9 protein-coding genes are annotated in these 11,215 nt (G+C 71.3%); 6 read left to right on the plus strand and 3 right to left on the minus strand.

Annotation, left to right across the window (positions count from 1 at the left end; all coding sequences use genetic code 11):
- Positions 1-324: 324 nt before the first annotated feature.
- The gene (locus tag ABD339_RS26330; protein ID WP_344569306.1) at positions 325-873 is read left to right on the plus strand and encodes a TetR/AcrR family transcriptional regulator C-terminal domain-containing protein; all 549 of its coding nucleotides are present in this window, start codon (positions 325-327) and stop codon (positions 871-873) included.
- Between the two features lie 127 nt (positions 874-1,000).
- On the opposite strand, the gene ABD339_RS26335 is transcribed toward ABD339_RS26330, so the two are convergent.
- Positions 1,001-1,948: an N-acetylmuramoyl-L-alanine amidase gene (locus ABD339_RS26335; protein WP_344569308.1), complete on the minus strand. Its 948-nt coding sequence runs from the start codon at positions 1,946-1,948 to the stop codon at positions 1,001-1,003.
- A gap of 55 nt (positions 1,949-2,003) precedes the next feature.
- Between ABD339_RS26335 and mnmA the strand changes: the two genes are divergently transcribed.
- Positions 2,004-3,146, plus strand: coding sequence for a tRNA 2-thiouridine(34) synthase MnmA (gene mnmA / locus ABD339_RS26340; RefSeq protein WP_344569310.1), 1,143 nt, complete (start codon positions 2,004-2,006; stop codon positions 3,144-3,146).
- Positions 3,147-3,191: 45 nt separating this feature from the next.
- Here the strand turns inward: mnmA and ABD339_RS26345 are convergent, their stop codons facing one another.
- Together ABD339_RS26345 and ABD339_RS26350 are read right to left on the minus strand one after the other, a co-directional pair.
- On the minus strand, positions 3,192-3,716 hold the full coding sequence (locus ABD339_RS26345) for an LOG family protein (RefSeq protein ID WP_344569546.1): 525 nt from the start codon (positions 3,714-3,716) through the stop codon (positions 3,192-3,194).
- Between the two features lie 316 nt (positions 3,717-4,032).
- On the minus strand, positions 4,033-5,763 hold the full coding sequence (locus tag ABD339_RS26350; protein WP_486388548.1) for a glycine/sarcosine N-methyltransferase: 1,731 nt from the start codon (positions 5,761-5,763) through the stop codon (positions 4,033-4,035).
- A 261-nt stretch (positions 5,764-6,024) separates the two neighbouring features.
- Here ABD339_RS26350 and mreB point away from each other — a divergent pair, with 261 nt between their 5' ends.
- From mreB to ligA, 4 genes are all read left to right on the plus strand, one after another.
- Positions 6,025-7,038, plus strand: coding sequence for a rod shape-determining protein (gene mreB / locus ABD339_RS26355; protein WP_344569312.1), 1,014 nt, complete (start codon positions 6,025-6,027; stop codon positions 7,036-7,038).
- A gap of 129 nt (positions 7,039-7,167) precedes the next feature.
- A complete protein-coding gene (locus ABD339_RS26360; RefSeq protein WP_344569314.1) occupies positions 7,168-7,857 on the plus strand; it encodes an SDR family oxidoreductase in 690 nt (229 codons plus the stop codon).
- A gap of 118 nt (positions 7,858-7,975) precedes the next feature.
- A complete protein-coding gene (locus ABD339_RS26365; protein WP_425576106.1) occupies positions 7,976-8,980 on the plus strand; it encodes a methionine synthase in 1,005 nt (334 codons plus the stop codon).
- 16 nt (positions 8,981-8,996) lie between these two features.
- Positions 8,997-11,213: an NAD-dependent DNA ligase LigA gene (gene ligA / locus ABD339_RS26370; protein ID WP_344569317.1), complete on the plus strand. Its 2,217-nt coding sequence runs from the start codon at positions 8,997-8,999 to the stop codon at positions 11,211-11,213.
- Positions 11,214-11,215: the final 2 nt, after the last annotated feature.

Below are 11,215 nucleotides of genomic sequence, written 5' to 3' on the forward strand. Positions count from 1 at the left end.
CCGGAGTCGCAGGCGGTGGCTCCGGCGCCGACCGCGATGACGGCCAGCACGGCGGCGGTGCAGCGTACGGCGCGGTTGAGCTTGGCGGACATGGTTCCTCTTTTCCGGCGCCGGGCTCCCGTCCGGCGCTCCCCGTATCCCGTCGCGCCCGCTCGTATCGAGTCGTGGCGAGTGCGTCTTACGGAAGGTGAGATGGGCCCGGAGCCACGAATGTTCACGGGATCGGGGGAAAAGATTGTCCGGACCCTGTAACGGCCACCCGTCCCTTTCCCACAGCCCGACCGGCCGCCCCGCCGGGCCTCCCCGCGCCGGGTGGCCGCCGCGTTGCGGACCGGACCGGCGTCCCTGTACGCGCACGTGCGCAACAAAGCCGAACTGGACGAGCCGCTGATCAGCGAGGTGTGCGCCAGGGTGCCGGTGCCCGAGCCGGACCCCGCGCACCGGACCGGACAGATGCTTGAAATCTGCCGGGCGCTGCGCGACGAGTACCTGCGCTGCCCCGGGCTCTCACGGGCCGCGCCGGCCGCCGCCCCGAACAGCCTGGACGCGCTGCGACTGAGCGAAGGCATGCTGACGATCCTGCTGGCCGCAGGGGTGGAACCGCAGTCCGCCGCATGGGCGATCGACGCCGCGTTCCTCTACGTCTCCGCGTACTGCTTCGCAGTGTCCTTGCGGAACCACTCCGACAGCGGCGTCGATCAGAGGGAGCTGGACCGCGACGATCTCGTCGAGCGGTACCGGATGCTGCCCATCGACCACTTCCCGAACACGGTCGCGCATGTCCGGGAACTGACCTCCGGCAAGAGGCACGAGCGCTTCGAGTTCACGCTCACGGCACTGCTCGGCGGGCTCACCCCCCCCCGGCCGGCGTAGGCGGCCTCGCCGTGCGGCGGGGCCGCCGAGGCGGCCACCCGGTGCCGGCCGCCGAGGCGCCGCCCAGTTGCGGCCACGAGGCACCGCTCCGGCTTCGGCCACGAGGTGTCCGGGCCCGACGCCGGTCTTAAGAGGCAGGGCCCGGCCCCCGCAGCAGGGGTCCGGTGCCGCCCGGGGGCCGGACGCTGTCGGCGGTGCCGCCGCCCGGCGATGTGTCGATGACCTTCATCTGGGCGCGCACCAGCCGCATGTACGTGTTCCAGTCCCAGTGGGGCCCCGGGTCCTTGTGGTCGGCGCCGGGCACCTCGTCGTGGCCGATGATGTGCGCGCGGTCCGCGGGGATGCCGTAGCGGTGGCAGATACCGGCGGTCAGCCGGGCCGAGGCGCGGTACATCGCGTCCGTGAAGTCCTGGGGGCGGTGTATCCAGCCCTCGTGCTCGATGCCGACGCTGCGCTCGTTGTACTGGCGGTTGCCCGCGTGGTAGCCGATGTCCAGCTCGCGGATCATCTGGGTGAGCTGGCCGTTCCGGCTCACGATGTAGTGCGCTGCGGCGCGGTGTGCCGGATCCCTGAAGACCTTCACGGCGATGGCCGCGCTGCCCTGGACGACGTGGACGACGACCCGGTCGATGCCGTAGTCGGCGGGCCGGTTGGCGCGGCGCCAGTTCGCCTCGGAAGCGGCCACCCAGCGGGCCCGGGTGTCATCGACCGCGCCCTCTGTGCGGGGCTTCTCGTTGCCCGGCATCCGCCACCACCAGCGTTTGATCTCCTGCTGCGCGGCGACTCCCGCGACCCCGAGCCCGACGACGCCGACGCCCGTGAGCAGCAGCCGCCGCCGGGTCACCTGCCGTCGGTACGCCGCATCACCGTCATCGCCGTCATCGCCGCCACCGCCACGACCACCGCTGCCGCCGCCCGTGCCCCGGCCGTCGCCGTGCTCCCCGCCGCCGCCCGCCGGGCCCGCCCCCTCCGTCCCCTGCCCGCCCTCCGGCCCGTGTCCGCCCGGCTGCCCGCGCGCCTCCTCCCGCTCTTCGCGCGCCTCGTCCTGCCGTTGCTCGTTCGCCGCCTGTCCCATGCGCTTCCTAACGCGTTCGGGTCACCGGGTCGTTCCGTCTACCCTGGAGGGCGCTATGACTACTGCATCCTCGCGGGGGACAGCCTCCGCGCGCCCGTTGCGCGTCCTGGCCGCCATGTCCGGCGGCGTGGACTCCGCTGTGGCCGCCGCCCGCGCCGCCGAGGCCGGACACGAGGTCACAGGCGTACATCTGGCCCTGTCCGCCAACCCTAAGTCGTTCCGTACCGGCGCGCGCGGCTGCTGCACCATCGAGGACTCGAACGACGCGCGCCGCGCCGCCGACGTCATCGGTATCCCCTTCTACGTCTGGGACCTGGCCGAACGCTTCCGCGAGGACGTCGTGGAGGATTTCGTCGCCGAGTACGAGGCCGGCCGCACGCCCAATCCCTGCCTGCGCTGCAACGAGAAGATCAAGTTCGCCGCACTGCTGGACAAGGCGCTCGCGCTGGGCTTCGACGCCGTCTGCACCGGCCACTACGCCACGGTCGTCACCCGCGAGGACGGCGGCCGGGAACTGCACCGGGCGAGTGACGCGGCCAAGGACCAGAGCTATGTGCTCGGCGTCCTGGACGAGCGGCAGCTCGCCCACGCCATGTTCCCCCTCGGCGACACCCTCACCACCAAGGACGAGATCCGGGCCGAGGCCGAGCGGCGCGGACTCTCCGTCGCCAAGAAGCCCGACAGCCACGACATCTGCTTCATCGCCGACGGCGACACCCAGGGCTTCCTGGCCAACCGGCTGGGCCGGGCCGAGGGAGACATCGTCGATGAGTCCGGCGCCCGGCTGGGCACCCACGAGGGTGCCTACGGCTTCACCATCGGCCAGCGCAAGGGCCTGCGCCTGGGCCACCCCGCGCCCGACGGCAAGCCGCGCTACGTCCTGGACATCTCGCCGGTGGACAACACCGTCACCGTCGGCCCCGCCGCCTCTTTGGACGTCGGCTCGCTCACCGCGGTACGCCCCCGCTGGTGCGGCGCCCCGCCCGCCGACGGCCCCCGCACCTACACCGCCCAGCTGCGGGCGCACGGCGCGGAGACCGAGGTGGAGGCCGAGCTGGCCGACGGCGAGCTGCGCGTGCGCTTCTCTCGGCCGGAGCGGGGTGTGGCCCCCGGCCAGGCGATCGTCCTGTACGAGGGGCCGCGCGTGGTCGGCTCGGCGACGATCGCGACCACGGAGCGGGCGGTCCCGGCGGCCTGAGATCCGCCGCGCGGCCGGGGGCTCGTCAGCGGCCCCCGGCCCCGCTCAGGCGCCGAGCAGTTCCAGTGCTTGGAGGCCGTCGTCGGCGAAGGTGACCAGCTGGTCGAGGGGGATGGGCAGGAAGCCTTCGGCTTCCATGCGGGCCATCTGCTGCTGGAGTCCGTCGTAGAAGCCGGCCGTGTTCAAGATCACCACGGGCTTGGTGTGCATGCCGTGCTTGCGCAGCTCCAGGATCTCCGTGGCCTCGTCCAGCGTGCCCGTGCCGCCCACCATGACGACCACGGCGTCGGCGCGCGCCAGCAACTCCGCCTTGCGTTCGGCGAGATCGGCGGTGACGATCATCTCGTCGGCGTTCGGTCGCGCGACGTTGCGCAGGAACTCCACGGAGATGCCGATCAGGCGGCCTCCCGCTTCCTGCACGCCGTCCGCGACGACCTTCATCAGCCCGGAGTCGGAGCCGCCCCACACGAGGCTGTGACCCCGCTTGCCGATGAGCCCCGCGAATTCGCGGGCCGCGTCGGTGTACACGCCGTGCAGATCGGCGGCCGAACAGAAGACGCAGATGTTCATGGGAGTACGGGCGGCGGCGGGGGAGGATGCGGAAGCCATGGCCGACAGCCTAATAAGGGCGAACGCGCGGCGCGGACACATGGTGGTGTGCGGCGCCTCGCCCTCGCCGCGCGCGGGGGACCACGGCCCCGGGACCGCCGAGCGGTGCGGCCCGTTCCGCCGGTCCGGTGTCCGGTGTCCGGTGTCCGGCGGAACGGGCCGCGGCCCACGAGGGCGCTTCACGAGGACGCCTCACGACGGAGCCCCGCGAGGGTGTCTCACGGCGTCGCCCCGCGCTGTGGTGCCGCGCCGTGGCGCCGGCGTGAGGCGCTCTCGCTCAGCCCCCGGCGAGGGTGAAGCGGAAGATGCCCCAGGTGAGCCGGCGCTGTTCGCCGCCCTCCACCCAGTGGGTGAGCCCCTTCTTCATCTGGCCGAGATACTCGGAACTCACCTTCGCGGCAAGGCCCTCGGTCTCCTGGCGCTCGGTCTCCTCCAGGACGCGCCCGTAGTGGGTCACCAGTTGGGTGCGCAGGTCCTCGAAGCCGCTGTCCGCTCCCTCGCGGGGCGTGGGATCGAAGCCGAGGCGGGCCAGTTCGCGGGTGTAGAAGCCGGGGGAGCCCATGTCGTCGAGGTGGATGCGGTCCAAGATGGGCTGGATCGCCTTCACTTCGGTGCCGTCGGCGGCCATCGGGTCGGTGAAGACCAACTGCCCGCCCGGTTTGAGCACGCGCCGGACCTCCTCCAGCACGCGGATGCGGTCGCCGCTGTGCAAGAAGGCGTCCTGCGACCACACGACATCGACGCTGGAGTCGGGGAACGGAATGCTCTCGAACGAGCCGTCCACCACCTCGATGCGGTCGGTGAGACCCCGCACGGAGTTCAGCTCCCGGTGGCGCTGGTTCTCCACCTCGCTGAGGTTGAGCGCCTGGACGCGGCAGCCGAACGTCTCGGCGAGATAGCGCGCGGAGCCGCCGAAGCCGGAACCGAGGTCGAGGACCGTGGACTCCTTGGTGAGGCCGAGCCCGGAGGCCATCCGCTCGACGGTACGGCGGCTCGCGTCTGCAATGGGCTCCTGCGGGCCCTCGTAGATTCCGACGTGGATGTCCTCGCCGCCCCAGACGGAGGAATAGAAGGCATCCGCGTCGGGGGAGTTGTAGTAACTCCGCGCCGTATTCACGGCACTTCCGTAGGAGCCTTCCTCCTGATCCTCCATTCGGTATTCCTTCTCCGCGACATGGACGAAGAAGTCGGGCTGTTCCGCCCGATAGGTGTGCTGGAAGTCGCCGTAGGTCTCGATGCGCTGGAAACCCACTTCGGACATGAGGCGCCGCGTGTAGTCCTTGCGGAGCGGGAACATGTTGAGGTGGTATTCCGAACTGTCGGGGAAGCGGTACCGCATGCGGCACAGTCCCTCATCGACGTATTCGGGCTCCACCGCGACATCTTCGCCGCAGTAGTAGTACGTGTGCTTGCTGGAGAATCCCTCGTCCAGAATCGCGTCGTAGTTGCGCTGATCCAGGATGAGGATTCCGTCATGCTTCAGCATGGCGTAGAACTCGGCGAGCGCCTTGCGCCTGTCGCGTTCCGAGAAGAGGTGGGTGAACGAGTTCCCGAGGCACACGATGGCGTCGTACTCTCCGTGGACGTCCCGGTTGAGCCACCGCCAGTCGGCTTGGACGACCCGCAGGATGTGGTCGCCGTTCTTCATCCCGTTCTCGAACGCCATCGCGAGCATATCGGCGCTTCCGTCCGCGCTCACGGCCTCGAAGCCGGCTTCCAGGAGCCGTACCGAGTGAAACCCGGTTCCCGTCGCTACGTCCAGGACGCTTTTCACTCCCCGCTTCCGCAGCAGGTCGATGAAGAAATTTCCCTCGCTTTCCGCTCGTTTTTCCCAATCTATGAGGGAGTCCCACTTCTCGACGAAGCTGGGGACGTACTCCTCTGTGTAGTGTCCGGTTTCCCGGACCTCGACGGGGTTGTCTCCGAATTCCTGAGCCGGTCGCGCGGAAATGACGAAACCTCCAGTAGAAGAGACGGTGGCCCATGGCGCGGTCGCCGAGGGACGCACCAGGCTTCCGGGCTCGGTGAACCGCGCGTGGTCTCCGGTGCATAGCTATCCAGGCCCGAGAGATCTATGCCACCAACTCGCGCATCTGTACGTTAGATTGATGTAAAAACCAGCTCCGACCAGCGCCTTTTCGTTCCTAGATTTTCGGGGGATCTCAGACCCGGGGCCGCCGCAGCAAAGCGGACAGTTGGGTATGCTGCGGATGCCAGCACGACATTTCCGTACGACTAGTACACCCCGCACCGAACTTGGCGAGAACACATGGCGAAGCGCACTCCGTCCACCGCGGTCCGCAGCCGCGACATCGGCATAGATCTGGGCACGGCCAACACCCTGGTGTACGCGCGCGGGCGCGGCGTGGTGCTGGACGAACCCTCGGTCGTGGCCATCGATTCAAGGACCGGCAAGGTCCTGGCGGTCGGGGCCGAAGCGCGCCAGGCCGTGGGCCGCACCCCCGGCTCCATCACCGCCACCCGCCCTCTCAAGGGCGGCGTGATCACCGACTTCGAGGCGACCGAGGGCATGCTGCGCCACTTCATCCGCGCCGCGCGCGGCGGCCGTCGGGGCGGCAGGTCTCCGCGCGTGGTGGTGTGCGTGCCCAGCGGAGTGACCGGCGTCGAGCGCCGCGCCGTGCTCCAGACCGCCGACCGCGCCGGCGCCCGCTCGGTGCGGCTGATCGAGGAACCCATGGCAGCGGCGATCGGCGCCGGGCTCCCGGTGCACGAGGCGCGCGGCTCGATGGTCGTCGATATCGGCGGCGGCAGCACCGAGATCGCCGTCATCTCCCTGGGCGGCATGGTCGTCTCGCACTCGGCGCGGGTCGCGGGCGACGCGCTGGACGCGGCCATCGCGGCCTACGTGGAGCGGGAGTTCGCCATCGCCGTGGGGGAGCGGACCGCGGAGGACATCAAGATCTCCCTCGGCACCGGCGAACCTGTCCAGGTACGCGGTCGGGACAAGAACACCGGCATGCCCAAGTCCTTCTTCCTGCCGCCGGAGGAGATCCGCGAGGCGATGGAGCGCCCGGTACGGGCCATCGTCGCCGCCGTGCGCACCGCCTTCGACGACTGCCCGCCCGAGCTGTACGGCGACATCATGGAGCGCGGCATCGTCCTGACCGGCGGCGGCGCACTGCTGCACGGCCTCGACGAGCGCCTGGTGGAGGAGACGGGGATGCCCGTGGTGGTGGCCGACGAGCCGCTGGGCTGCGTCGCCCTGGGCACGGGCCGCTGTCTGGAGGAGTACGAGAAGATGGACTCCGTGTTCGCCGCGTAGCCCCGGCCCCGCGCGGGGCCGGCCACTCCGCCACGCGGCCCGCACCCCGTATGGCGCGGACCGTCCCCGCCGCGCGCGTCGGCCGCGCCCCCGCTGCGCGCCTACTGCCCCGTGGGCGACCATGGAGGCATGGCAACACATGTGATCACAGGCGGCGGCTCCGGTATCGGCGCCGAGGTGGCCCGGCGGCTGCTGGAGCGGGGCGACACGGTCTGTCTGCTGGCGCGCGACGCGGGGCGCGCCAAGGAGCTGGCCGAGGAGTTCGAGGGCGCCCACACCCTGGTGGGCGACCTCGCGGAGCCCGAGCGCCTCTCCTGGGCGTTCGGCCACCAGACCCTCCCCGACAGCGTCGATTCGCTGCTGCACATCGCCGGAGTCGTCGAACTGGGCCCCATCGGCGACTTCGGCCCCAAGCTGTGGAACGAGACGCTGGCCGCCAACCTGGTGGCACCCGCCGAGCTGACCCGGCTGTTCCTGCCCCAGCTGCGCACCGCGCGCGGTCACGTCGTCTTCGTCAACTCGGGCGCCGGGCTGCGTGCCAACCCCGAGTGGGGCGCCTACGCGGCGAGCAAGCACGGACTCAAGGCCCTCGCCGACGCGCTGCGCGGCGAGGAGGCGGACCACGGGGTCCGCGTCACCTCCGTCTATCCCGGACGCACCGCCACGCCCATGCAGGAGAAGGTCCACCGGCAGGAGGGCAAGGAGTACGACGCCGGCCGGTGGATCCCCGCCGAGGCCATCGCCACCACCGTGCTGACGGCCCTCGACCTGCCGCGCGGCGCCGAGGTCACCGACTTGTCCGTACGCCCCGGCGGCTGAGCCCCCGGCCCCGGGGCCGGGGGCCGGGCCCCGCGCGGGGCGGCCGTACCCTTCCCGGGTGAGCGAGAAGCGTAAGCAGACCCCCTGGGGCCCGGCGGCGGCCACCGGCCTCGGCTCGATGCCCGGCACCGACGCGCGGGAGGCGGCCAAGACCGTCACGGGCTCCCTGGAGACACCCGGACACCTGCCCTACCTCCCCGAGCTGCCCGCGCGGGGCCCCGGCGCCGACATGCTCGGCCGGACCGCCGGGATGCTGGCCGAGCTGTATGTGCACCTGGAGCCCAGCGGCTGGCGGATCAGCGACCGGCCCGGCCGCGACACCCGGCGCGCCCGCGCCTGGCTGGGCGAGGACCTGGACGCCATCGAGGAGTTCACCCAGGAGATGGCGGGCGTGGGCGGGGGCGGGGGAGAAGGCGGGGGCGCCTGCCTGAAGGTCTCCGCCGTCGGCCCCTGGACGCTCGCCGCGGGGCTGGAGCGCCGCAACGGCGAGGCGATGCTCGGCGACCCGGGAGCCTGCCGCGACCTGGCCGCCTCCCTCGCCGAGGGCCTGCGCGAACACCTGGCCGGGCTGCGGCGCCGGGTGCCGGGCGCCACGCTCGTCCTCCAGTTGGACGAGCCGTCGCTGACCGCCGTACTCCAGGGCAGCGTGCGCACCGCCAGCGGCTACCGCGCGCATCCGGCCGTGGACCGCGCGGTGGTCGAGGGCACGCTGCGCGAGGTGTTCGCGGTGCACGACGGACCGGTCGTGGTGCACTCCTGCGCCCCCGGGGTCCCGGTGGCTCTGCTGCGCCGCGCGGGCGCCGACGGGATCTCGCTGGACGCCGCGCTGCTCACCGAACGTGACGACGAGGTGATCGGTGAGGCCGTCGAGGGCGGCGTCACGCTCTTCGCGGGTGTCGTGCCGTCCACCGAGTCCGAGGGAGGGGCATTGTCAGACCCGGCCGGTAGCGTCGGGGGTGTCAGGTCGCTGTGGCGCAGGCTCGGGCTTTCTCCGGGTCTGCTGGCCGAGTCCGTCGTGGTCACCCCCACGTGCGGGCTCGCGGGCGCCTCGCCCGCGTACGCGCGTCGGGCGCTCGCCCACTGCGTCCAGGCGGCACGATCACTCGCTGACAACCCTCAGTGACGGGAGGACCCCAACGGTGGCTGGCGAACAGGACGTGACGGTTCCGGCTCAGGCGCGGGAGGAGCACGCACGCCTCGCGGAGCAGATCGAGGAGCACCGCTTCCGGTACTACGTGAAGGACGCCCCGGTCGTCAGCGACGCCGAGTTCGACAGGCTGCTGCGCGCGCTGGAGGCGCTGGAGGAGGAGCACCCCTCCCTGCGCGGCCCCGACTCGCCGACCCAGAAGGTCTCGGGACACTACGAGACGGAGTTCACCGAGGTCGCGCACCGCGAGCGCATGCTCTCGCTGGACAACGCCTTCGACGACGAGGAGCTGGGGGAGTGGGCCGAGCGTGTGGCCCGCGAACTGGAGGGCGTGCCCTACCACTTCCTGTGCGAGCTGAAGGTGGACGGCCTCGCGGTCAACCTCACCTACGAGCACGGCAGACTCACCCGCGCCGCCACCCGTGGCGACGGCCGCACCGGCGAGGACATCACCCCCAACGTCCGTACGATCGCCGACATCCCCGAGCGCCTCACCGGGGAACGCCTCCCGGAGCTGGTCGAGGTGCGCGGCGAGGTCTTCTTCCCCATGGAGCGCTTCGAGGAGCTGAACGCCCGCCTGGTGGAGGCCGGTGAGAAGCCCTTCGCCAACCCGCGCAACGCGGCGGCCGGCTCGCTGCGCCAGAAGGACCCGCGCGTCACCGCCACCCGGCCGCTGCACATGGTCGTGCACGGCATCGGCGCCCTGGAGGGCTTCGCGAAGGAGGACTTCAGCCGCCTCTCGCACGCCTACGACCTGCTGCGCGAGTGGGGCCTGCCGACCTCCTCGCACGCGAAGGTGGTGGACGGGCTGGAGGGCGTGCGGAAGTTCATCGGCTACTACGGCGAGCACCGCCACTCCGTCGAGCACGAGATCGACGGCGTCGTGGTGAAGTTGGACGAGATCCGCCTCCAGGGCCGGCTGGGCTCCACCTCCCGGGCTCCGCGCTGGGCCATCGCGTGGAAGTACGCGCCCGAGGAGGTCAACACCAAGCTGGCCGACATCCGCGTCGGCGTCGGGCGCACCGGCCGGGTGACGCCCTACGCGGTCGTCGAGCCCGTCACGGTCGCCGGCTCCGAGGTGGAGTTCGCCACGCTGCACAACCAGGAGGTCGTCAAGTCCAAGGGCGTCCTCATCGGTGACACGGTCGTCCTGCGCAAGGCGGGCGACGTCATCCCCGAGATCCTCGGCCCCGTCGCCGACCTGCGCGACGGCACCGAGCGGGAGTTCGTGATGCCCGCCGCCTGCCCCGAGTGCGGCTCGGCCCTCCAGCCCATGAAGGAAGGGGACATCGACCTGCGGTGTCCCAACGCCCGCTCCTGCCCCGCCCAGTTGCGCGAGCGGCTCTTCTACCTGGCCGGCCGCAAGTCGCTGGACATCGAGCACTTCGGCTACGTGGTGGCCAGCGCGCTCACCCAGCCGCTGGAGCCCGCCGAGCCGCCGCTGCGCGACGAGGCCGGCCTCTTCGACCTCACCGTCGAGGATCTGCTGCCCATCGTGGCCTATGTCGTCGACCAGGACACCGGGTTGCCCAAGCGTGACCCGGAGACCGGCGAGGACAAGACCGTCACCCTCTTCGCCAACAAGCAGGGCGAGCCCCGCAAGAACACCCTGGCCATGCTGGAGAACATTCAGGCGGCCAAGGACCGGCCGCTGGCCAGGATCATCACGGGCCTGTCCATCCGCCATGTGGGCCCGGTCGCCGCCGAGGCGCTCGCGCGCGAGTTCCGTTCGCTGGACCGGATCGCGGCGGCCGAGGAAGCGGAGCTGGCGGCTACCGAGGGCGTCGGGCCGACGATCGCTGCCTCGCTGAAGGCGTGGTTCGCCGAGGACTGGCACCGCGAGATCGTCGAGCGCTGGCGGGCGGCCGGGGTGCGGATGGAGGAGGAGGCGGCAGGCGAGGAGACGCCGCGCCCTCTGGAGGGGCTCACCGTCGTGGTCACCGGCACCCTGGCGACCTACACCCGGGACGGGGCGAAGGCCGCGTTGCAGGACCAGGGCGCCAAGGTGACCGGATCGGTTTCGAAGAAGACCGGGTTTGTCGTCGTAGGGGAGAATCCTGGCTCGAAATATGACAAGGCTGTCCAGCTGAAGGTGCCGATTCTGGACGACGACGGTCTCGCGGTCCTGCTGGCCCAGGGCCCCGACGCCGCCCGGGAGGCGGCGCTGCCGACAGCGGAGCCGGAGAAACCAGAAAAAACAGACGGCTGACC

It is taken from the genome of Streptomyces axinellae, from assembly GCF_039532135.1.
GTDB lineage: Bacteria > Actinomycetota > Actinomycetes > Streptomycetales > Streptomycetaceae > Streptomyces > Streptomyces axinellae.

What these genes read in the sequence shown, in the direction of transcription:
- ABD339_RS26335 (WP_344569308.1), bottom strand. Translation starts at nt 1,948, where the DNA reads ATGGGACAGGCGGCGAACGAGCAACGGCAGGACGAGGCGCGCGAAGAG.
- mnmA (WP_344569310.1), top strand. Translation starts at nt 2,004, where the DNA reads ATGACTACTGCATCCTCGCGGGGGACAGCCTCCGCGCGCCCGTTGCGC.
- ABD339_RS26345 (WP_344569546.1), bottom strand. Translation starts at nt 3,716, where the DNA reads ATGAACATCTGCGTCTTCTGTTCGGCCGCCGATCTGCACGGCGTGTAC.
- mreB (WP_344569312.1), top strand. Translation starts at nt 6,025, where the DNA reads ATGGCGAAGCGCACTCCGTCCACCGCGGTCCGCAGCCGCGACATCGGC.
- ABD339_RS26360 (WP_344569314.1), top strand. Translation starts at nt 7,168, where the DNA reads ATGGCAACACATGTGATCACAGGCGGCGGCTCCGGTATCGGCGCCGAG.
- ABD339_RS26365 (WP_425576106.1), top strand. Translation starts at nt 7,976, where the DNA reads ATGCCCGGCACCGACGCGCGGGAGGCGGCCAAGACCGTCACGGGCTCC.